General features: G+C 73.4%; 15 protein-coding genes. 6 read left to right on the forward strand and 9 right to left on the reverse strand.

Features of this window, described 5'->3' with window-relative positions:
* The first annotated feature begins 44 nt into the window (after positions 1 to 44).
* Positions 45 to 2549 (forward strand): SpoIIE family protein phosphatase, encoded by a 2505-nt coding sequence (locus ACGF3A_RS03815; protein ID WP_393725434.1) that lies wholly within the window; start codon positions 45 to 47, stop codon positions 2547 to 2549.
* A 292-nt stretch (positions 2550 to 2841) separates the two neighbouring features.
* Entirely contained in the window at positions 2842 to 4716 is a 1875-nt protein-coding gene (locus ACGF3A_RS03820; RefSeq protein ID WP_393725436.1) for a SpoIIE family protein phosphatase, read from the forward strand.
* Positions 4717 to 5036: 320 nt separating this feature from the next.
* Here the strand turns inward: ACGF3A_RS03820 and ACGF3A_RS03825 are convergent, their stop codons facing one another.
* The 4 genes from ACGF3A_RS03825 to ACGF3A_RS03840 all read right to left on the reverse strand — a co-directional run bounded on the left by ACGF3A_RS03825 (position 5037) and on the right by ACGF3A_RS03840 (position 11166).
* Positions 5037 to 5636 (reverse strand): hypothetical protein, encoded by a 600-nt coding sequence (locus ACGF3A_RS03825; protein WP_393725438.1) that lies wholly within the window; start codon positions 5634 to 5636, stop codon positions 5037 to 5039.
* Positions 5637 to 5742: 106 nt separating this feature from the next.
* Entirely contained in the window at positions 5743 to 8616 is a 2874-nt protein-coding gene (locus tag ACGF3A_RS03830; protein WP_393725440.1) for an ATP-binding protein, read from the reverse strand.
* Positions 8617 to 8995: 379 nt separating this feature from the next.
* The gene (locus ACGF3A_RS03835) at positions 8996 to 10441 is read right to left on the reverse strand and encodes a histidine kinase (RefSeq protein ID WP_393725442.1); all 1446 of its coding nucleotides are present in this window, start codon (positions 10439 to 10441) and stop codon (positions 8996 to 8998) included.
* A gap of 65 nt (positions 10442 to 10506) precedes the next feature.
* Complete coding sequence (locus ACGF3A_RS03840) at positions 10507 to 11166, reverse strand: response regulator (RefSeq protein WP_393725444.1); 660 nt, start codon at positions 11164 to 11166, stop codon at positions 10507 to 10509.
* Between the two features lie 103 nt (positions 11167 to 11269).
* Between ACGF3A_RS03840 and ACGF3A_RS03845 the strand changes: the two genes are divergently transcribed.
* Positions 11270 to 12052, forward strand: coding sequence for a GNAT family N-acetyltransferase (locus ACGF3A_RS03845; protein ID WP_393725446.1), 783 nt, complete (start codon positions 11270 to 11272; stop codon positions 12050 to 12052).
* Complete coding sequence (locus ACGF3A_RS03850) at positions 12049 to 12843, forward strand: lysophospholipid acyltransferase family protein (protein ID WP_393725447.1); 795 nt, start codon at positions 12049 to 12051, stop codon at positions 12841 to 12843. The genes ACGF3A_RS03845 and ACGF3A_RS03850 overlap by 4 nt, the downstream gene beginning before the upstream one ends.
* Here the strand turns inward: ACGF3A_RS03850 and ACGF3A_RS03855 are convergent.
* The 5 genes from ACGF3A_RS03855 to ACGF3A_RS03875 all read right to left on the reverse strand — a co-directional run bounded on the left by ACGF3A_RS03855 (position 12833) and on the right by ACGF3A_RS03875 (position 18772).
* Positions 12833 to 14233: a glucoamylase family protein gene (locus ACGF3A_RS03855; RefSeq protein ID WP_393725449.1), complete on the reverse strand. Its 1401-nt coding sequence runs from the start codon at positions 14231 to 14233 to the stop codon at positions 12833 to 12835. The two genes, ACGF3A_RS03850 and ACGF3A_RS03855, sit on opposite strands and share 11 nt — an antisense overlap.
* Positions 14234 to 14320: 87 nt before the next feature.
* Positions 14321 to 15526 carry a glycoside hydrolase family 1 protein gene (locus ACGF3A_RS03860; RefSeq protein WP_393725451.1) on the reverse strand — a complete coding sequence of 402 codons (1206 nt, stop codon included), beginning with the start codon at positions 15524 to 15526 and terminating at the stop codon, positions 14321 to 14323.
* A 52-nt stretch (positions 15527 to 15578) separates the two neighbouring features.
* Positions 15579 to 16430 (reverse strand): carbohydrate ABC transporter permease, encoded by an 852-nt coding sequence (locus ACGF3A_RS03865; RefSeq protein ID WP_393725453.1) that lies wholly within the window; start codon positions 16428 to 16430, stop codon positions 15579 to 15581.
* A 127-nt stretch (positions 16431 to 16557) separates the two neighbouring features.
* On the reverse strand, positions 16558 to 17523 hold the full coding sequence (locus ACGF3A_RS03870; protein ID WP_393725455.1) for a carbohydrate ABC transporter permease: 966 nt from the start codon (positions 17521 to 17523) through the stop codon (positions 16558 to 16560).
* Positions 17524 to 17536: 13 nt separating this feature from the next.
* Positions 17537 to 18772, reverse strand: a complete 1236-nt coding sequence (locus ACGF3A_RS03875; RefSeq protein ID WP_393725457.1) for a sugar ABC transporter substrate-binding protein — start codon at positions 18770 to 18772, stop codon at positions 17537 to 17539.
* A 534-nt stretch (positions 18773 to 19306) separates the two neighbouring features.
* Here ACGF3A_RS03875 and ACGF3A_RS03880 point away from each other — a divergent pair.
* Together ACGF3A_RS03880 and ACGF3A_RS03885 are read left to right on the forward strand one after the other, a co-directional pair.
* The gene (locus ACGF3A_RS03880) at positions 19307 to 20293 is read left to right on the forward strand and encodes an acetylxylan esterase (protein WP_393725459.1); all 987 of its coding nucleotides are present in this window, start codon (positions 19307 to 19309) and stop codon (positions 20291 to 20293) included.
* 122 nt (positions 20294 to 20415) lie between these two features.
* Positions 20416 to 21357: a DUF4349 domain-containing protein gene (locus ACGF3A_RS03885; RefSeq protein WP_393725461.1), complete on the forward strand. Its 942-nt coding sequence runs from the start codon at positions 20416 to 20418 to the stop codon at positions 21355 to 21357.
* Positions 21358 to 21379: the final 22 nt, after the last annotated feature.

The following is a 21379-nucleotide window of genomic DNA, read 5'->3' on the forward strand; positions in this document are numbered from 1 at the left end:
AAAAGCCCGGTGAGACCGCTACGCGAGCTGGGGGCGTGGGCAGCGTGACGAGCACAGGAGCCGGTGAAGCAGGCGAGGCCGGTGAGGCCGGTGAGGCCAGCGAGCCCGGTGAGGGGCCCGAGTCGCTCCTCGACACCCTGCGGATCGGCATCGTCATGCTCGACGGCCGGGGCGACATCGTCCTGTGGAGCCCGATGACGGAGGAGATCCTCGGCTGGAGCCCCGAGGAGATCACGGGCAGCCCCATCCAGGAGCTCGTCGAGGGCGGCGACGCCGACGGGCGGATCCGGGCCGAGCTGCGCGAGCGGCACCACTGGCGGGGCATCCTCCACATCCGGCACCGCGAGGGGCACCTCGTGGAGTGCGAGGGGCGCGCGACGCTGCTGGAGGACACCGAGCGGCACCCCTTCGTGCTCGCGAACATCGTGGAGACCAGCAGGCTGCGCGCCGTCGAGCACGACCTCGCCGCGCTGGACGCGCTCTTCGCGTACTCCCCGCTGGGCATCGCCCTCTTCGACAGCGACCGCCGCTTCGTCCGCATCAACGACGCCCTCGCGCGGCTGCACGGCTCCAGCCCCGAGGAGCTGCTCGGCAAGACCGTGCTCGACGTGCTGCCGCCCTCGATGTCCGAGGAGATCTCCCGGGTCCAGTCCGTCGTGCTGGAGACCGGCCGTTCCGTCGTGGACATGGTGCTGCCCGCGCCCGACGGGGAGGGGGCGCGCTCCGTCTCGTTCGGCAGGCTCACCGACCGGGGCGGCCAGGTGCTCGGCGTGAGCTGCACGATCATGGACATCACCGAGCGGCTGGAGGCGCTGAAGAAGGTCGAGACCGCGCGCGAGCGCCTCGCGCTGCTGGACGACGTCGGCGTCGCACTCGGCGACCTGCTCGACGTGCGCGCCATCTCCCAGGCGCTCGCCTCGGCGCTGGTGCCCCGCTTCGCCGACTACTCCGGCGTGCTGCTGCTCGGCCAGGTGCTGCGCGGCGGCGACCTGCCGGGGCACGACCCGCTGCCCGGTACGCCGCTGCACCAGGTCGGCATCGCCGCGCGGTACGAGGGGGAGGCCGTCGAGCGGATGTTCGCGCTCAGCCACACCACCACGTACGAGCCCGGCTCCCTCTTCGGCATGGCGCTGGACTCCGGCACGCCCCACCTCGTCACCTCGCAGGAAGAGATCATCTCCTCCGTCCGCGCCAACGACCCCCGCCTCAGGACCGCGATCGACCTGGACATGCGGTCGCTGCTGGCGGTGCCGCTGCGGGCCCGGGGCATCGTGCTCGGGCTGCTCGCCGTCGCCCGGTGCGGCGAGCGCACGCCGCTCGACCACGACGACCTCGCGCTCGCCATGGAGCTGGCCGACCGCGCGGGCACCTCGCTGGACAACGCGCGGCTGTACGCCCGCGAGCGCGAGGGCGCCCTGATGCTGCAGCGCAGCCTGCTGCCCCAGCACCTCACCGAGCCGCCCGGCATCCGCGTCGCCTCCCGCTACGTGCCGGCGAGCAGCGGGAACGAGGCGGGCGGCGACTGGTTCGACGTGATCCCGCTGCCGGGCGGCCGGGTCGCGTTCGTCGTCGGGGACGTGATGGGGCACGGGCTGCACTCCGCCGTGACCATGGGACGGCTCCGTACGGCCGTACGGACGCTGGCCGGGCTCGACCTGCCGCCCGCCGAGCTGCTCGCCCGCGTCAGCGACCTCGGCGACGACCTCGCACAGGGCTTCGAGGACCCGCTCATGGCCACCTGCGTCTACGCCGTCTACGAGCCCGCGCCGAGCTGCGGGGGCGGCGGCGACGGCAGCGGCACGCTCACCGTCGCCCGCGCCGGGCACATGCCCCCGCTGCTGGTCACCCGGGCGCCCGACGGCACGGCCAGCGCCCGCACCATCGACCTGCCCTCCGGCGCCCCGCTCGGCGTCGGCGGCGTCGACTTCGTCTCCGCCGAGGTCGACGTGCCCGAGGACAGCGTCCTCGTCCTCTACACCGACGGGCTGGTCGAGAACCGGGACGAGGACATCAGCGAGGGCATCGACCGGCTCTGCGCCCGGCTCAGCCACGACGGCTCCGGCGGCTTCGGCTCGCTGGAGGAGGAGTGCGACGCGCTCGTCGACAACCCCGTGACCGAGCACGCGGGCACCGCGGACGACGTGGCCCTGCTCATGGCCGAGCTGGGCCCGCTGCCCCGGGACACCGCCGTGGCCTGGTCGTTCTCCACCGAGCGCTACGCCGTGCGCCGGGCCCGCGAGGCCGTACGGGCCACCCTGCGCGAGTGGCGGCTCGACGCGCTGGAGGACACCGCCGTGCTGCTCGTCAGCGAACTGGTCACCAACGCGCTGCGGTACGCGCACGGGCCCATCGGCGTCCGGATGGTGCGCGAGGGCCAGCTGACCGTCGAGGTGTCCGACCCGCTGCGCGAGCCGCCGCGTGAGCGCGTCGTCACCGAGGAGCACGAGGGCGGACGCGGAATCCAGCTCGTCGCCCGCGAGGCCCGCCGCTGGGGCACCCGGCACGGGCACACGGGCAAGACCGTCTGGTTCGAACTCCCGCTGCCCTGAACGGCGTTGCCGGGGTCGTCGCGCGAGGTGCGGCGGGGTGGCGTGGGGAGGCGTGCGGTGGCCTGTGTGACGGGGGGTGTGAGAGCGGCTGAGGAGGGGACATTCCGCAGGGGTTCGACACCGCGTTCGCTGGTTAGGAGAGAGAGGTGACCCCCGTGAACGTCGGGGGAAGCGCGCATTTTGCCGTACGCGGCAGAAAAACATGCGGCGATCGGGAAGAGCAGGTCACAGGCCCTCCGGGGCTGTCACACTGCTCGGACCGGGGGCACACCGGGCATGGGAAGGGGCGGCGTTGAGTGACATGCCAGTGGAGGCTGCGGGAAAACCGGACGACGTTCGCCGTGCCCTCGCCCTCCTCAACGCCGCGGGCGCCCGCATCGGGAACTCGCTGGACCTGGAGACCACGGCGCGCGAGCTGCTCGGCGTCGCCGTGCCGCAGTTCTGCGACCTCGCCTCCGTCGATCTCTACGAGGACGTGCTCGCGGGCGAGGAACCCCGCACCGTAGGCCCCGGGCTGCCCGGCGGCGGACGGGGCGGGCCGGTCGCCGCGCCCCACGGGGAGCTGCGTCGCGTCGCCTACGCGAGCGCCGTCTCCGACGGCCCCTTCGCGCCCGCCCCCGCCCCCGCCTCGTCCCCCGCCGCGCAGAGCGCCGCGGGCGAACAGGGCGGCACCGGGCCCGTGACGGTCGGCTCGACGCACTGCTACGCGGACAGCTCGCCCTTCGCCGCCGCGCTGCGCACCGGCCGCGTGCAGAACATCCCCGGACAGGACGGCGGGGTCCCGGCCCAGTTCGGCGCCGTCGTGCAGTCCACGCTGGCCGTGCCGATGGTGGCCAGGGACCGGGTGCTGGGCCTCGTCCAGTTCTCCCGCGCGAAGGGCAGCGAACCGTTCGGGGAAAGGGACGGCGCGCTCGCCGCCGAGCTGGCCGCGCGCGCCGCCGTCTGCATCGACAACGCCCGCCTGTACCGCAGGGAGCACGAGCGCGCCCTCATCCTCCAGCGCAGCCTCCTCCCGCCCGACGACCCCGAGGCCGCCGGGCTCGACATCGCCTGCCGCTACCTGCCGGGCAACCCCGCCACCGAGGTCGGCGGCGACTGGTTCGACGTCATCGAACTCCCCGGCCACCGCACCGCGATCGTCATCGGCGACGTGATGGGCCGCGGCCTGCGCTCCGCCGTCGCCATGGGCGAACTCCGCAGCGCCGTGCGCACCCTGGCCCTCACCGACATGGAGCCCGCCGAAGTCCTCGGCGCCCTCGACGAGATCGCCCGCGGCCTCGGCGGCACCCCGCGCTCGCAGCGCTCCCGCTCCCAGCGGGCCGGCGCCGCCGAGACGGACCTGTCCGAGGTCTACCTCGCCACCTGCATCTACGCCGTCTACGACCCGGTCTCCCGCCGCTGCACCTTCGCCAACGCGGGCCATCTGCCGCCCGTCCTCGTCGAACCCGGCGAGCCCGCGCTGCTCCTGGAGGTCCCCAAGGGCGTGCCCCTCGGCGTCGGCGGCGAGCCCTTCGAGGAGATCGAGGTCGAGCTGCCGGACGGCGCGATGCTCGCGCTCTACACCGACGGGCTCGTCGAGTCCCGCGACCACCCGCTCGACGAGGGCCTCGACGCCTTCCGTTCGGTGCTCACCGACGCGAGCGAGCCGCTGGAGGACACCGCCGACCGTGTGCTGCGCACGCTGAACGTGCACCACGGCGAGGACGACATCGCGCTCCTCGTCGCGCGCGTGCACGGCCTCGACCCGGCGTACGTCGGCGACTGGTGGCTCCCCGCCGAGCCCCGCTCCGTCTCCCGCGCCCGCGAACTCACCCGCGAACAGCTCGCCGAATGGCAGCTCGACGCGCTCGGCGACACGGCGGAGCTGCTGGTGAGCGAGCTGGTGACGAACGCGATGCGGTACGGGGAGGGCGACATCCGGCTCCGCCTTCTCCTTGACCGCACGCTGGTGTGCGAGGTCTGGGACGCCGGGCCCGTCCAGCCTCGGCGCCGTCGGGCGCACGACACTGACGAGGGCGGGCGTGGTCTGCAGCTCGTGGATCTGCTGAGCTCTGGCTGGGGGAGTCGGCGTACGCCCCGTGGGAAGACGGTCTGGTTCGAAATGTCCCGCCCCGAATCCGGCGCCCCCTCAGCCGACCCCACCGAAGCCCTCCTCAGCCTCTTCTGACCCCGCCACCTCGCTTCTCCCTCCGCCCCGCTGAGCTTGGCAGGCCTTGGCTTCTCCCTCGCTGTGCTTGGGAAGTCTGCGCTGGGGGTCCCCCCTGCTCGAAGAGCTTGGGGGAGCAGGGTTGGCAAGCGCAGCCCCCTTCGCCGGGTGCCCCGCGCAACGGGGCCGGGTTCGGGTTGCCCCGGGCTGTGCTTCGCGGACTGCGAGTGCGTCGTGGCTTGTCGCGCAGTTCCCCGCGCCCCTGAGGGAGAAGGGGCAAGCCCCGACGTCTGGGGACCGGCGTCCCCGCGCCCCTGACGGGGCGCGGGGAACGTTCGGGCTCAGTCGATGCGCTCTTTCTTCTTGTTCAGCGTGCATATGGACGGGGCCATTACTTCCTCCGGGCTGCCCCAGCCCGCGCACTGGTAGCTGGAGTGGCCGTACCAGTCGTGGCCGAACTCGTGCGCGGCGAGCAGGGCCTGGTCGCCGACGCCGCCGAGGTAGAGGGCGATGCGCTGCCCCTGACCCCAGTTGCAGCCCACGATGTTGCCGCCACCGCCACAGTCGGTGATGTAACTGTTGCGGCACTCCACGGGCGTGTCCTCGCCCGAGGTCTCGTTCAGGCCCTTCCAGGCCGCCGCGCCCTGGCCGATGACACCGCCCTGCCCCTGGCAGGACGCGTCGAGGTGGTAGGCGCGGTCGCTGGGCACGTCCCAGCCGCCCGGCGGGGGCTCCATCGCCTGCTGGAGCTTGGCCGCCGCGAGAATGGTCTTGGGGGTCGTCATCTCCTTGAACTCGGCGGCCGTGATGCCCTCGCCCTTGAGCTGAGTCTGGGCCTGGTCTTGGGGCGGGGGTGCGGCCTGGGCGCCGGTGGCCAGCATTCCGGCGATCACGGCCAGTACGGCCACCAGGACGGATCTGAGGAGCAGTCTTCCTCGCATGCCTCTCCTCCTGCTGTGGGGGACGCCGTTGGTATGGGCCAACGGCGCGGTTCGCTCCTACAGTTGGCAGAAGAGGGCGCGGAAACAATGCGGGATTCGGTAGGTATCAGAGCGCGGTGGCGGCGACCTCGGCCCGCGAGCCCAGGTTCAGCTTGCGCAGCACCTTGGCGACATGGTGCTCGACCGTGCGCGGGGAGAGGAACAGCACGTCGGCGATCTCCCGGTTGGTGTGGCCGAGCGCGACCAGCCGCGCGACGTCCCGCTCGCGGGGTGAGAGCTGGTCGCCGTAGCCGCGGCGCCCGCGCCGGGACGGCAGGACGACGTCGTTGCCGCGCAGCACGCGGCGGCAGCGCGCGGCGTCGCGGGTCGCGCCCAGGGCCTCGAACTCCTCGGCAGAAGTGAGGAGTTGAGGGGTGGCCTCCTCGTCCGTACCCAGGCGGCAGCGTGCCGCGGCCTCTCCGGCGCGCGCCGCCGCGTAGGGGTGGGGCAGCGCCGCGTACGCCGTACGGGCCGTGTCGAAGAGCGCGGCGGCCTCGCCGGTACGGCCGTCGCCCGCCGCCAGGGCGCCGCGGCAGGCCCGTAGCGCCGCCGAGGCCAGGGGCGCGTCCAGGCCCTCGATGCCCTCGGCGAGTTCGGTGGTGATCCGTTCCGCGTCCGGCAGGCGTCCGCCGCGCACCAGGACCGTCACCGCGAGCGGCGCGAGGTCGCCCGCCCAGGACCAGAGGCCCTTGCGGCGGATCCTGGCGATGCCGCGCCCGGCCTCCGCACGCGCCGCGTCCGGCTCGCCGCGGGCCTGGAGCAGGCGGGCCATGGCGCCGGAGGCGGTGGCCAGTATCGGCGCGGGCGCGTTCGCGGGGTCGGCGAGACCGGCGGCGCGCAGTTCGGCGGCGGCCTCGTCCCACTCGCCGCGCGTGCAGGCGAGCAGGCCGAGGACGAGGTGCGCGTCGGCGGCGATGCCGGAGACGTCCCGTACCCGGTCGAGGGTGTGCCGGGCCCGTTCGGCGAGGCCCTGCCAGCGGCCCTCGTACCAGTCGAGGCGGAGCGCGGTGCCCTCCACGATGCCGCCGAAGAACGCCGCTCCGCACTCGGCCGCCAGCCGCCGCCCCTCGCGGCGGAAGCGGTGCGCGGCGCCGTAGTGGCCGACGCAGGTGGCGGCGTCCGCGAAGTTGCCGCAGGCGCGGGCCGTCTGGCGGCGGTCGGTGCCGGGTCCGGCGGCGCCGAGGAACCGTTCGGCGGGGCCCCAGACCTCCGGGTCGCCGCCGTACATGGCCAGGGCCAGCCGGTTGGCGCGTACCGCCGTGGCCACCGACGGCTCCGGCTCCCGCGCCGCCAGCTCCTCGGCCCGCTCGATCCAGCGCGCGTAGACGGGGTACGGGTGGTCGCCCCAGGCGGGCATGGCCAGCGCGGCCATGCCGCGCGCGGCGAGGGCCGGACGGTCGCCCAGCTCTCCGACGGCGCGTTCGGTGGCGGCGCGGCCCTCCTCGTACCGCCCGGCCTGGTTGTAGAGCAGCAGGCCCAGGTTGAGGCGGATCTCGCCGCGTACGCCCCGGGGCAGGCGGCTGTCGCGCACGATGCCGCGCAGCAGCCCCGTCGCCCGGCGGTGGGTGAGCCCGACGACCGCGTCCCGGCTCAGCTCGACCGCGATACGGGCGCACTCCTGGGGGCCGAGACGGCCGTCGGACAGCAGCTCCTCCAGCATGCCGACGGCGTTCGCGAGGTCGCACATCTCGCGTGCGGAGGACGCCGCCGCCTCCCCGTACGCCCGCCAGCGTGCGAACTCGCCCGCGCGGCGCGCGTGGTACGCGAGCTGCACCAGCGGCTGCGGGTGCTGCTCCGCCAGGGCGCGCATCGCCGCGCGGTGCAGCCGGTGCCGGTCGGGTCCTGGCAGCGCGGCGTACACGGCCTGCTGCGCGAGGACGTGCCGGAAGCCGTAGCGGTCGTCGCCCCACTCGTGCAGCACCCCCGCGAGCAGCGCCTCCCGTACGGGGGACTCCGGGTTCCCCGCGCTTGCGACGGCGGCGAGGAGCGCCTCGCCCGCGGGGACACCGAGCACGCTCGCGGCGTGCACGGTGGCGACGGCCGGGGGCGAGAGCGCCCTCATCCGGTCGGCGATCGCCTCGCACAGCGGTGCGGGCACCGCCATCGTCTCCAGCGCCTCCCGCCCGAGCCGTACGTCATCGAGCCGTACGTCACGGGGCAGCGCGCGGACGACCTCCTCGACGACGAACGGGATCCCCGCCGTCCGCCGGTGCAGCTCCTCCGCGAATCCGGCGGGTACGGCGGGGGCGTCGGTGAGGGCCCCGAACAACTCCCGTACGCCCTCGGCGTCCAGGGCCCGCAGCGGCAGCGTGACGGCCGCCGTCCCGGGCGGACGGCGGTACGCGCGCCCGAACGGCAGCCCCGGGCCCGGCCCCGGCAGCTCCTCGCGGCGGTAACTGAGCACCACCGACAGCCCGTCCGGCGGATCGTCCACCAGGAACCGCAGCAGGTCCCGCGTGCCGTCGTCCACCCAGTGCAGGTCCTCCACCACCATCACGGCGCCGCCCAGCGCGTCGAGCACCGCCCGTACGGCACGGAACAGCCGGTGCCGCGCCGCGCGTGGATCCGGCAGCGGCTCCGGCGCGGGCGGCAGCCGGTCGGCGATCTCCGGCAGGTACGGGCGCAGCGCCCCGCACACCGGACTGAGCGCGGCGGGCAGCCCGCCGGCCGAGTACCGCAGCAGGTCGAGCACGGGGCCGTACGGAAAGGGTTCGCGCAACGGGCGGCAACTGCCCGGCAGCACCCGCCGCCCCCGTACGGAGGGATCCCGCACCGCCTCCCGGATCAGCCGCGTCTTCCCGATCCCGGGCTCCCCCTCCACCAGCGCGACGGACGGCGGCCCCGCCATCGCCCCCACCAGCACACGCAACTCCTCCGCCCGGCCGACCAGAACGGGCGCTTCCGACGTACGCGTACGCGTTCGCGGGAGGGAGACGGTCATGGGCGACTCCGGCCGGTGGGGGCGACGGCACGGATACGCGTCGCGACGGCGTCAGCGCGAAGCTATGCCCCCACCATGCCCCTGACAAGACCCCCTCAGATGCAGGGGGCACCCCCTGCGACGGGGGTCGACAACTAGGGGCGCGGGGAACTGCGCGCCCAGCCACGACGCGGGCGCGCCCCGCGAAGCACAGCCCGGGGCTCCCCGGGCGCGGCTCTTGTACGGGGGGCACCCGGCGTGGGGGGCTGCGCTTGCCAACCCTGCTCCCCCAAGCTCTTCGAGCAGGGGGGACCCCCAGCGCAGACTTCCCAAGCACAGCGGAGGGAGAAGCGCAGAGCTCCCAAGCTCAGCAGGGGCGGAGGGAGAAGTGAGGGGGCCGTCAGTCGTAGCGGGCCTTGGAGATGAGACGGTCAGCTGCGAAGCAGAGGCGGTACGCGGAGGAGGAGTTGAAGGAGGGGCTGTAGTACGCGCAGGACTGGCCGCGAGGGGGCCGGGGGGCGCCGTCGGGGGGTCCGTCGCGGGTGAAGGGGGGCAGCAGCTTCTCGACCTCGGCCCGGGACATGCCGGGCTTCAGGCGGTCGTAGTCCGCACGGTCCAGCACGGACAGTGCCGAACTCACCAGGCTGACCGGCAGCATCAGCACCAGGATCGCGGCGAGCGCCGCCAACGGGACCAGCACGGTCTGGCGGAGCCGGCGCCGCACCTGGCGCCGAGCGTGCGCGAGTTCGCGGGCCGAGGCCGTGTCCCGCTCCGTACCCGCCGCACGCGGCACCGCGCCGTGCGCGGGGAGCCGGGCGGCGAGTTCGAAGCCGCCGTCGGGCGTCGCGCCGGTGCGCAGCGTTCCGCCGGTGAGCCGGACGCGTTCGTCCAGGCCCACGAGTCCCGTGCCGCCCGAGGCGAGGCCCGGCGGCCGGGCCCCGTGCGGGACGGGCCCGTTGCGGACCGTGACCTCGACCGTGCCGTCCTCGCGCGCGAGCCGGACGTGGACCTCGGCGCCGGGCGCGTGCTTCGCGGCGTTCGTCACGCCCTCCTGCACCACGCGGTGCACGGCGTGCCCGACCATCGGCGGCAGCCGGCCCGCCTCGCCCTCACGCTCCAGGACGACCGCGACCCCCGACGCCACGGCCCGCTCGACCAGTTCCTCGACGGTCTCCTCCGCGGGAGCGACCGGCGGCGGTTCGTCGTCGGTGCGGAGCACGCCGATGATCTCCCGCAGCCGCTCCGTGGCCGTGGCGGCGCTCTCCCGGAGCTCACCCGCGGCCGTCCGCTGCCGCGTGTCGAGCGCGGGGTCGAGCTCCAGCGCCCCGGCCCGTACGGCCAGCAGCGCCAGCTCGTGGCCGAGAGAGTCGTGCATGTCGCCCGCGATACGGGCGCGCTCGCGGATACGGGCGCGGTCCGCGACGGCCCGCTGCTCGCGCTCCAGCCGGTCCGCGATGCGCCAGCCCGCGGCGGCCAGCTCGGCGCGCTGGCGGAGGTAACGCCCCACGAGCCACGGCAGCCCCATGGCCAGCAGCGCGGTCAGCAGCAGGGTGGGCCAGGCCCACAGCTCCCGCCCGACCACCGCGCACAGCGGCAGTCCGGCGACGGCGAGGGCGGCGAAGAACCACACCATGGGCAGCGGGCTCCGCATCCGCCGCCCGGCCGCGTACGCCAGCAGCACCAGCGCGGGCCAGCACAGCGGCGCGAGCAGCTCGACGCTCTGGACCAGCCCCAGCGCGACCGTCACGGCCAGGGCGAGAACGGGCCACGGCCCGCCGTCGTAGAGCCGGAGCCGCTCCCGTACCCGGTCACGGAGCCGGGCGAGCCCGGTGTGGACGTTGCGCATGGGCTCCAGCATCGCCCACCGGGACACGGTGACGAACCCGACGAAAGTCAGGGATTGCCGGGGATTCACTCCCCGTCGGGCACCAGCCCCGCCTCGTACGCCAGGATCGCGGCCTGCACCCGGTTCTTGAGGCCCAGTCGCGCGAGGATCTGGCTGACGTACGTCTTGACCGTGCCCTCGACCACATGGAGGCGGGCGGCGATCTCCGCGTTCGGGAGGCCCGCGCCGACCAGCGCGAGGACCTCGCGCTCGCGGGACGTCAGCTCGTCGGTACGGGCGCGGGCCGTGGCGCGCTTGCCGAGCGTGCCCGGGTCCAGGTGCGTGATCACGCGGCGCGCGATCGCGGGGGAGAGGTACGCGCCGCCCTCCGCGACCGCCCGTACGCCCGCGATCAGCTCGCGCGGGTCGCCCGCCTTCAGCAGGAACCCGGCGGCCCCGGAGCCGAAGGCGCCCGCGATGTACTCGTCCTCGGAGAACGTCGTGAGCATCACGACGGACGTCTCCGGCGCCGTCCGCGCCAGCTCGGCCGCGGCCTCCAGGCCGTCCAGCCGGGGCATGCGGATGTCGAGCAGGCAGACGTCGGGGCGGTGCAGGCGCGTCAGCTCCACGGCCTCGTGCCCGTCGCCCGCCTCCGCGACCACCTCCACGTCCTCGGCCGTGCCGAGGATCGCCCGCACCCCGGCCCGGATCATCGCCTCGTCGTCGGCCAGCAGCACTCGGATCATGACGTGCACGCTACCTCCGGCCCAATGACCGGCACGAAAGTGCAGTCCAAGCTTTGCCGAAGGGCTCCTGTCCGGCGCCGTCGCGCTCCGTAGCGTCCGGAACATGCCGACCACGACCACGACCACGACCTCGACCGGTACAGACACCACCACCCGTTCCTCCTACGTGACCTCGATCGCGCACACCCCCGCACAGGTGCGGGCCGCCCAGCGGCTGCGGCATCTCGTGTTCGGCGAGGAGATGGGCGCCGCGCTGAGCACGCCCGTCCCCGGGTACGACATCGACCCGTACGACGAGATCGCCGACCACCTCGTCGTCACCGACACCGCGACCGGCGACGTCGTGGGCACCTACCGGCTGCTGCCGCCGGGGCGCGCGGAGCGCTCGTACTCGGACGGCGAGTTCGATCTGCGCGCGCTCGGCGGGATCCGGGGCTCGCTGGTGGAGGCCGGGCGCTCCTGCGTGCACCCGGACCACCGCTCCGGCGCCGTCATCCACCTCATGTGGACGGCGCTCGCCCGCTACGTGCTGCTCTCCGGGCACCGCTATCTCGCGGGCTGCGCCTCCGTGCCGCTCGCCGACGGGGGCGCGGCGGCGGCCGGTGCCTGGCTGCTGGGGACGGCCCGGCACGCGGCGCCGCCCGCGCTGCGCGTCCATCCCCGTACGCCGTGGACCCCGCCGGGCCCCGCGCCCGAGCGTGCCTCGTACGCCGGACTGCCGCCACTGCTGCGCGGCTATCTGCGGCTCGGCGCGTGGATGTGCGGGGCGCCCGCGCACGACCCCGCGTTCGACGTCGCGGACTTCTTCGTGCTGCTCGACACGGAGCGGATGAACGACCGCTACCGCCGCTACTTCCTGGGGGAGGAACAGGGGGAGGACCGGTGAGCCCCTGGGGTGTTCAGCCGCTCTGCACGCCCGGCTGCGCCGCGCACGCCGCGCCCCGCGTGCCGAGGGGCGCGGCGGTCCGCCGCTGCGCCGGGCTCGCGCGCGTCCTCGCCCGCGCCTTCGCGCGGGGCGAGCGCCTCGCGGAGCCGGAGACGCTGCGCGCGGAGGCCCGCCGGGTGCTCGCCGCCCTCGGCGTACGGCTGAGCGCGGTCCCCGGACCGCTCACCGTGCCCGGCGTGGGCACCGGGACCCTGGTCGTCGCCAACCACGTCTCGTGGCTGGACGTGATCGCGCTGCTCGCCGTCGAGCCGGTGCCGTTCGTCGCCAAGCGCGAGGTCGGCGCCTGGCCCGTGATCGGTACGCTCGTCCGCCGCGCGGGCACCCGCTTCCTCGACCGTGAGGGCCTGCGCGCGCTGCCGGGCGCCGTCGCGGAGCTGTCCGGCGGGCTGCGCGCGGGGCGGTCCGTGCTCGTCTTCCCGCAGGCCACCACGTGGTGCGGCGCGGACGGCGGGCGGTTCGCGCGGGCCACCTTCCAGGCCGCCGTCGACGCGGGGGCGCCGGTGCGGCCCGTCACCGTGGAGTACGCGCAGCGCGGCCGTACGAGCACGGCGCCCGGCTTCTTCGGCGACGAGGCGTTCGCGGCCTCGCTGCGGCGCGTCGCGGAGGCGGGGGAGCTGACGGCGCGGGTACGGGCGCATCCCCCGCTGACGGGCGGCGGCGACCGGCGCGCGCTGGCGGCCGCCGCCCGCGAGGCGGTGACGGGCGTGCCCGTCCCGTCCGTCAGATGCTGAACGCCTCCTTGCGCAGCAGCGGCTTCACGCGCGCCGCGAAGCCGTCCCGGCGGAACGGGCGCCGCAGCAGCCCCGGGCTCAGCCGCTGGGCGAGGGCCGCGGCGATCATGCCCTGGTCGAGCGCGAGGACGAAGTCGCTGACGCGGCCCGTGCGGACGTTCACCGAGTCGCGGAAGCCGTACCCCGGGTCGTACGCGCCGAAGTCCTCCTCCAGCGCGCGGAGGTTCGCGAGCGCCTCCCGCTCGGCGAACGGCAGGGCGAGGAAGGAGGCGTGCGGGGTGACGACGCCCTTGGAGGTGTAGCCGTCCTTGAGCATGCCGATGGGGTCGACGCCGTACTCGCTGTACCCGCCCTCGGGGATGTTGGCGGGGGAGAAGCCCCAGTAGCCGTACCCGGCCTCGTCCATGCCGTGCGCGATCTGGCTGCGGACGTAACGGGCGTGGGTGCGGCCCCAGGAGCGCGGGGACCACTCGGCCTCCGGCACGAAGAGCGGGACCATCAGCGCCTCGAACATCGAGCCGCCCCACGTCGGGACGAGCTTGCGGCCCCGGTAGGTGTAGTGGCCCTGCCAGACCTTCACGCCGTCGACGGTGACATGGTGGCCGCCGGGTTTCTGCGACTGCTCGGCGCCGGGCAGCAGCGTGCGCGAGACGTGCCAGTAGTGGTCGGTGGGCAGCGAGCCGTCCGCGATGCCGAGGTAACTGGCCATACGGGGCTCGGTGTTGAGCGCGCCGTAGTGGTGGCTGGTCCACTCGTCCTTGTCGGTCCAGAAGCCGCCACGAAGCTGGCCCGGGCCCTTGACCGGGTCCTCCGCGTCGTAGGGCGTGTAGAAGAACGACCAGTCGGCGCCGTCGAGCAGCGCCCCGATCCGGGCGCGCAGCGAGGGCGCGGCGTCGGCGGCGATGCGCAGGCCGGTGACGAGCCAGGCGTTGTCGACGGAGGAGAGGAACGGGCGGACCTTCTCGCCGGTCGCGGGCCAGACGGTGACGGTGGAGCCGTCCTCGGGGTCGTACCAGTTGAGCCAGAAGCCGTGGTGCCGCTCCAGCTTCTCGACGGCGGCGACGGTGCGCTCCAGGCGGGCCGTCGCTTCCTCGTCGCCGAGGATGCCGAGCCCCGCCGCGGCGACCGTCGTCCACAGCCCGCAGCCGATGTTGGTGGGGGAGGTGACCTTGGAGAGGACGGGCGCGGGGCCGCTCAGGTCGAGGTTGTCGGCGGTGAGCCCGAAGCGGGTGGTCATCGTCTCGATGGAGCGGTGGGTGTCCCGGAACCAGGTCAGCAGCCGGGAATGCCGGGGGTCGCGGGCGGTGACGGCCCCGGCAGGAGCGGCCCCCACTCCCGTGGTGAGCGCGGCGGCGCCCGCGGTGGCGGTGAGGAAGGTACGGCGTCTCATACGTGCGTTCTCCTCTGCGGATAGGGGAAGGGGGCCGACCTGGGCGGGGTATGGACCGGTCGGCCCCCTGGCTGTGAGGTCCGCGGACTACTGCGCGGAGCGCGGCAGTTCGCGGGTGCGGCCCAGGCCGCCGAGCCACTCGGCGGAGGGCCGGACCGTGCGCTCGAACGTCTCCCAGTCGATGCCGATCAGCCCGAACGTGGGGCGGAAGGAGCCCCACTCGTAGTTGTCGAGCGCGCTCCAGTAGAGGTAGCCGCGCAGGTCGATGCCCTCTTCCAGGCAGGCGGCCAGCTCGTCGACGGCGCCCGCGAGGTACGTGGAGCGCCGCTCGTCGTCGCCGGTGGCGACACCGTTCTCCGTCACGACGATCGGCACGTCGCCCACGACGGCGGCGGTGTGCCGGATCGCGTGGCCGACGGCGCGGGGGTAGTACTCCCACTCCGTCAGCGTCCGCTCGGCCTCGGCGGGCGCCGGGACGGGCCCGTCGGCGCCGATCTTCGTACGGGTGTAGGACTGGACGCCGACCCAGTCGTCGCCCTTCGCGGCCTCCAGGAAGACGTCCTCGCGCGGCCAGCGGTAGGCGGCCGTGACGTCCTCGGCGCCGGGGAGGGCCTGGTAGACCTGGTTGGCGACGGTCCAGCCGACGTTGATCTCCGGGTTGATGGCGCGCACGACGGCCGTGGCCCGGTGGTGGCAGGTGATGACGGCGTCGGTCGTCTCGTCGTCGGGCGTCGGCAGCCCGGCGGGCGGGAAGCTGGTGTCGCCGCGCTTCGCCTGGCCCGCCATGACGGCGATCATGTTGGGCTCGTTGATCGTGCAGACGTACGGCACGCTGTCGGCGATGACGGGCGCGCACGCCTCCACGTACCGCGCGAACAGCTCGGGGGCGCGCTCGTGCGTCCAGCCGCCGAGGTCCTCGAACCACTGCGGCACGGTGAAGTGGTGCAGCGTGACGATCGGGCGCAGCCCGCGCTCGACGGCGCCCTCGACCATCCGCCGGTAGTGCGCGATCTCGGCCCGCGAGAACGTGCCCTCGACGGGCTCGATGCGGGCCCACTCGACGCTGAAGCGGTAGTCGGTGAAGCCGAGCCCGGCGAGCAGGTCCATGTCCTCGCGCCAGCGGTGGTAGCTGTCGGCGGCGTCGAGGCTGGGCTCCGCTATCCGGCCCGTGCCGTCGTGCTCCTTGCGCCACCAGTCGCTGTTGACGTTGTTTCCCTCGATCTGGTGGGCGGCGGTGGAGGCGCCCCACAGAAAGCCTTCGGGGAAGGGGAACGGGGCCGGTGCGGTGCTCATGGGGGTGGTGATGCCTTTCTGATGCTCTTGTGGGACGGCCGTCCGGGAACGGCTACTTCATGCCCGCGGTGGCGATGCCCTGCGTGAAGTGGCGCTGGAGGAGGGCGAAGACGACCAGGACGGGCAGGACGACGAGGAACGAGCCCGCCATCAGCACGCCGTTGGAGCCGCCCGCGCGGTTCGGGTCCGTGGCGAAGGTGGCCAGCGCGACCGGGAGGGTGTACTTGCCGGGGTCGTTGGTGGCGATCAGCGGCCAGACGAAGTTGTTCCACGAGCCGAGGAACGTGAGGATCGTCAGCGTCGCCAGACCCGGCTTGACCAGCGGCAGCACGATGCGCCAGTAGATGTACCACTCGCTGGCGCCGTCCATCCTGGCCGCCTCCAGCAGCTCGTCCGGGATGGACTGGGTGAACTGCCGCATCAGGAAGACCCCGATGGCCTGCGCCGCGAACGGCAGGACGAGCGCCGCGTACGAGTCGAGCAGCTCCAGCTTGCTCATCAGCACGAACAGCGGCAGCAGCATCAGGTTGCCGGGCACCATCAGCGCGCCGAGCACGACGGCGAAGACCTTGCCGCGCCCCGCGAAGTTCAGCTTGGCCAGCGCGTAGCCGAGCATCGAGCAGAACAGCAGGTTGCTGACGGTCACCAGCACGGCGACGACGGCCGAGTTGAGGAAGTAGAGCGGGAGGTCCAGCTCCTTGAGGAGCTTGTCGAAGCTCTCCAGCGTCCACTCGGTCGGGATCCAGACCGGCGGGCTGGCCATCAGCTCGCTCTTCGTCTTGAACGCCGACAGGGCCATCCACAGGAACGGCGCGGCCATGACGAGCAGCCCGACGGAGAGCGCGACGTAGGTCAGAGGCTTGCTGAACTTCCGCCGGGGGCGGGCGGGGGCGGAGGCAGTCATCGAGCAGCTCCCTTCAGGGGCGCGGGGAACTGCGCGACCGGCCACGACACGCGCGCGGTCGGCAGGGATCGGAAGACGGCAGACGCGTGCCCGTCGCGGACGGAGCGCACCGGAAACATGAGGCGGCTCATTTGGTGTTGTCCTTCAGCAAGCGCAGCTGCAGCACCGTGATGGCCATGATGATCACGAAGAGGACGTAGGCCATGGCGCTGGCGTAGCCCATGTGGAAGAAGCTGAAGCCTTCCTTGTACATGTCCAGGGAGACCGTCAGCGTGCTGTCCGAAGGGCCGCCCTGCGTCATCACGAACGGCTCCTCGAAGACGTTGAGGTAGCCGATGGTGGTGATCACCGTGGCGTAGAGCATCGTCGGCCGCAGCAGCGGCACCGTGACGAGCCGGAACTCCTGGAACACCCCGGCCCCGTCCAGCCGCGCCGCCTCCCGCACCTCCGTCGGGATGGCCTGGAGCCCGGCGATGAACAGCACCATCACGGTGCCGAGGTTCCGCCAGGCGGCCATCACGATGATCGAGGGGAGGGCCAGCTTCTCGTTGCCGAGGAAGTCGGGCCCGGTGAGCCCGACCTCGGCCGCGAGCCCCGAGATCAGCCCGTCCTCCGGGTCGAGCACGAACCGCCATACGACCGCGACCGCCACGATGCTGGTGACGACGGGCGCGTAGAAGCCGACGCGGAAGAACGTACGGGCGCGGTCGATGCCCGAGTTGAGCAGCACCGCGACGGCCAGGCCCGCGCCGATCGTCAGCGGGACGCCGATGACGACGAAGACGGCGGTGTTCGTCAGCGCCTTGAGGAACTTCTCGTCGCCGAAGAGCTTCGTGTAGTTCTCGAAGCCGATGAACTCCGTGGACAGCGGGTCCGTGACGTTCCGCAGCCCGAAGTCCGTGAAGCTCATCACGAGCGTGGCGAGGATCGGGAACGCCATGAAGACGGCGAACAGCACCAGGAACGGGGTCGAGAACAGCCAGCCCGCGAGGTGCTGGGTGGACATCGAGCGCCGCGGCTTCTTCGCCTTCGGCTGCTCGCCGGGCGGCGGGTTCTTCGCCACCGGGTCGAGGGTGGGGGCGGGGGTGGTCATCTGGTGGCTCCGCCTACTCCACGAGCCCGGACGCCTGGCCCTGCATCTTCTTGGCCGCGTCCTTCGGGGACGCCTTCCCCTGGTTGACCGACTCGATCGCGGCGTCGACCTTCGAGGTGATCTCGGTCCACTTGGGCTGCACCGGGTCCTGCTTGGCGGTCTCCAGCTGCTTGCGGAAGACCTTCCAGTTCTCCTCGGTGGACAGCGGGCCCGACTCCCACGCGGCGGTGTTGGCGGGCAGGTCCTTGGTCCGCTTGAACCAGTCGGCCTGGCCCTTGGCGTCCGTCAGGTACTTGATGAGCTTCTTCGCCGCCGCCTTGTGGTCGCTCTCCTTGGAGATCGCGAGCGAGGAGCCGCCGATCTGGGCCTTGGACGACTTCTCCGCGGGCACGGGCGCCACGGCCCACTTGCCGTCGAGGTCCGGCTGGTCCTCGGAGATCAGGTTGGTCTGCCAGGGGCCGCCCAGGAACATCGGCACCTTGCCGTTGCCGAAGTCCTTCACGACGTCGTACCCGGGCGGGCTCGCCTTGCGGGAGAGGCCGTCCTTGACGAACGAGCCGTACATGTCGAGGGCCTTGACGGCGGCGGGGCTGTCGAGCGCCGTCTTGCCGTCCTTCACGACGCTGCCGCCCGCCGAGTAGAAGTACGGCCACCAGGTCTGCACGGTGTCCAGGCCGCCCGGCTGGTTGTAGATGCCCCAGCGGGTGCCGGCCTTGTCCTGGTACGCCTTCGCCGCCGCGCGCAGCTCCTTCCATGTGCCGGGCGCCTTCTCGATCCCCGCCTTCTTCGCGAGGTCGGTCCGGTAGAAGAGGGCGCGGGTCTCGACGTACCACGGCACGCCGTACGTCTCGCCGTCGTACTCGCTCCAGGAGGCCGGGAAGAAGTCCTTCTTGTCGAAGGTCTCGGTGTCGACCGGCTCCAGCGCGCCGAGCGCCGAGAACTCGCCCATGTAGCCCGTGCCGATCTGCATCACGTCCGGCAGCTTGTTGGCCGCCGCCGCGGAGACGAGCTTCTGGTGAGCCACGTCCCAGCCGATCGGGGTCACCTTGACGGTGATGTTCTTGTGGGCCTTCTCGTACTCCTCGGCCACGTCACCGAGCTTCTCGCCCTCGGTCCCCATGGCCCAGACGGTGAGCGTCTGCTTCTCGTCGGCGGCGACTCCCGCACCGCCCGAGCTGCCGCACGCGGTGATCCCGAATGCGGTTGCGAGCGCGATGGCGACCGACGTGGTTCTGGCGGCGCGACGCATGGGCGGCTCCTCCTTGAGCTTCCTGATGTATGCGCTGTCTGTAAGCGCATACAGAACTCTGCACAGGCGCGGAGGAATCCGCAAGGAGACTTAGGTCACAGGACCTTGTGCGTGCTTGTCCGGTTTCGTCAGAAGCTATGGCGAACTATTCACGCCAGGAAACCCTTTGTGGCCGATTCCACGCTCTGTGGGCTGCGCCGCCTGCTCCGGCTCCGCCGATGCCGCTCAGGGGCGCGGGGAACTGCGCGCTCAGCCCGCCACGGTGGCGCGGCCGCGCGATGGCCGTGGGTCCCGGGCTGGTGGGCGCAGCCCGGCTCGGGGTGGAGTGCTTCGCCGCTCGGGGGCGCGGGGAACTGCGCGCTCAGCCCGCCACGGTGGCGCGGCCGCGCGACGGCGGGTGGGCCCGAGCTCAGGGGCGCCGCCCAGCTCGGCCCGGCGGCGCCGTACGCGGGTGCGGACCGTGCGTGGTCGCTCGCGCAGTTCCTCGCGCCCCTGGAGGGGCAAGGGCCGGCCCCCTTGCGTAGGGTGCCGGGCGTGTCTGGCTTTCCCTTTGACCCTACGTACGGCTACAGCCGTGAGGCACTGCTCCGCGTGGGCGTGCCGGACGAGCCGGACGGGTTCGGAGAATTCTGGCGGGGGCGGTACGAGGACGCCCGACGCGTCGAGACCCGCCCCGAGGTCGGCGCCCTGGAAGAGGTACGGGACGGCGTACGTATCCACGAGGTGACGTTCACCTCGGTCGGCGGCGTACGGCTGGGCGGCTGGCTGGTGCGGCCCGCCGAGGGCCCGGTACGGCGCGGATTCGTGATCGGGCACGGCTACGGCGGCCGGGACGCACCCGGCCCCGCCGTGCCCCTCCCGCTGCCGGGCTCGGCGGCGATCCTCCCCTGCGTGCGGGGCATGGAGACCAGGGGCAGGGCCCCCGGCACCGGCACCGGCACCGGCACCGGCATCCCCGCGGACGCGCCCTCCCACGTGCTGCACGGCATCCGCTCCCGCGAGACGTACGTCCTGGGCGACTGCGTCGCCGACCTGTGGTGCGCGGCGAGCGCGCTGCGGGAGCTGCTCCCCGAGAGTCCGGCGGCGCCCCTCGCGTATCTCGGCGAGAGCCTCGGCGGCGGCCTGGGCGCACTCGCGCTGCCGTGGGACGACCGGTTCGTGTGCGCGGCGCTGACGGTGCCGACGTTCGGCAACCATCCGCTGCGGCTGACCCTGCCCTGCGTCGGCAGCGGCGAGTCCGTACGCGCGTACCACGCCACGCATCCCGAGGTCACCGAGGTGCTGCCGTACTTCGACGCGGCGGCCGCGGCCACGCGGATCCGCGTCCCGGTCCTGGTCGCCGCGGCCGACGCCGACCCGTCCGTACCGCCGCCCGGCCAGTACGCCGTGCACAACGGCCTGCGCGAGGACCTGCGCACCCTGCATCCGCTCAGCGCGGGGCACATGGAGTACGCGGGGGAGGAGCGGGAGCGGGCGCAACTGGCGGCGGCGCTGACGGAGTTCGCCGGGGCGTACATGTGAGGCGGCCCTGAGAGCGGGCGACGTCCGACCGTGATCCGTTCGGGACCGTTCCGTGCCGTCGTACGCCGCCTCCCGGCCGTCCAACCGGTGTCACCCGGACGACTCCAGAGGGGCGGACTCCTATGCGCGCACACCGTTCTGCATCACGTGTCTCACGTATCTCACGTGTCTTACGCGTCCACGCCGTGGCCTGCGTGCTGCTCGTACCGGCTCTCCTGCTCACCGGCTGTACGGGCGGGGACGGTTCGGGGGACGGCGGATCCAGGGCGGCCGAGGCGAGGACCAAGGCCAAGACGAGGGACGGCGCCCCCGGAGGAAAGACCGCCCCGGCGCGGGCCGCCGCGAACCACGTCATCCGTACCGCCTCACTGACCGTACGGGTCACGGACGTTCCGAAGGCGCTGGACCGGGCCAGGCGCACCACCGAGGCCGCCGGTGGCTACATCGGCAAGGAGAGCACCACCCGCGACAAGGAGGGCCGCGAGCGTACGCGCGTCGTGCTGCGCGTCCCCGTCGCGAAGTACGGCAAGGTCCTCGACGGACTGGAGGGCACCGGCCGGCTGCTGGACCGCCACGCGCAGGCGCGGGACGTCACCGAACAGGTCGTCGATGCCGAGAGCCGCGTCAAGTCGCAGCGGGCGAGCGTGGCCCGTGTCCGGGCGCTGATGGACGACGCCACGAAGCTCGGTGACGTGGTCAAACTGGAGGGCGAACTCAGCTCCCGGCAGGCCGACTTGGAGTCCCTGCTCGCGCGCCGGGACGCCCTGAAGGACCGTACGGACTTCGCCACGATCACCCTCTCCCTGTCCGGGAGCTCCGCGGCGGGCGGGGACGGCGACGACGGTCCGGGGTTCGCGGACGCGCTCGCGGGCGGCTGGGACGCCTTCGTGACGATGCTCCGCTGGGTGGCGATGGCACTCGGCGCGCTGCTGCCGTTCGCCGCTGCGGCGGGGCTGCTGCTGGCACTGTGGCTGCGGGTGGTGCGGCCCCGCCTGACACGCCCTGTCGGTGGGGACGAGCCGGAGCCGGAGCCGGAGCCGGAGCAGGCGCAGGAGAGCTCGTAGGCTCGTAGGCGCGGGCGGTTAC

This window comes from Streptomyces sp. NPDC048172 (assembly GCF_043202595.1).
Taxonomy (GTDB): domain Bacteria; phylum Actinomycetota; class Actinomycetes; order Streptomycetales; family Streptomycetaceae; genus Streptomyces.

What these genes read in the sequence shown, in the direction of transcription:
- ACGF3A_RS03840 (WP_393725444.1), bottom strand. Translation starts at nt 11,166, where the DNA reads ATGATCCGAGTGCTGCTGGCCGACGACGAGGCGATGATCCGGGCCGGG.
- ACGF3A_RS03865 (WP_393725453.1), bottom strand. Translation starts at nt 16,430, where the DNA reads ATGACTGCCTCCGCCCCCGCCCGCCCCCGGCGGAAGTTCAGCAAGCCT.
- ACGF3A_RS03885 (WP_393725461.1), top strand. Translation starts at nt 20,416, where the DNA reads ATGCGCGCACACCGTTCTGCATCACGTGTCTCACGTATCTCACGTGTC.
- ACGF3A_RS03830 (WP_393725440.1), bottom strand. Translation starts at nt 8,616, where the DNA reads ATGACCGTCTCCCTCCCGCGAACGCGTACGCGTACGTCGGAAGCGCCC.
- ACGF3A_RS03845 (WP_393725446.1), top strand. Translation starts at nt 11,270, where the DNA reads ATGCCGACCACGACCACGACCACGACCTCGACCGGTACAGACACCACC.
- ACGF3A_RS03875 (WP_393725457.1), bottom strand. Translation starts at nt 18,772, where the DNA reads ATGCGTCGCGCCGCCAGAACCACGTCGGTCGCCATCGCGCTCGCAACC.
- ACGF3A_RS03860 (WP_393725451.1), bottom strand. Translation starts at nt 15,526, where the DNA reads ATGAGCACCGCACCGGCCCCGTTCCCCTTCCCCGAAGGCTTTCTGTGG.
- ACGF3A_RS03835 (WP_393725442.1), bottom strand. Translation starts at nt 10,441, where the DNA reads ATGCGCAACGTCCACACCGGGCTCGCCCGGCTCCGTGACCGGGTACGG.
- ACGF3A_RS03870 (WP_393725455.1), bottom strand. Translation starts at nt 17,523, where the DNA reads ATGACCACCCCCGCCCCCACCCTCGACCCGGTGGCGAAGAACCCGCCG.
- ACGF3A_RS03825 (WP_393725438.1), bottom strand. Translation starts at nt 5,636, where the DNA reads ATGCGAGGAAGACTGCTCCTCAGATCCGTCCTGGTGGCCGTACTGGCC.
- ACGF3A_RS03855 (WP_393725449.1), bottom strand. Translation starts at nt 14,233, where the DNA reads ATGAGACGCCGTACCTTCCTCACCGCCACCGCGGGCGCCGCCGCGCTC.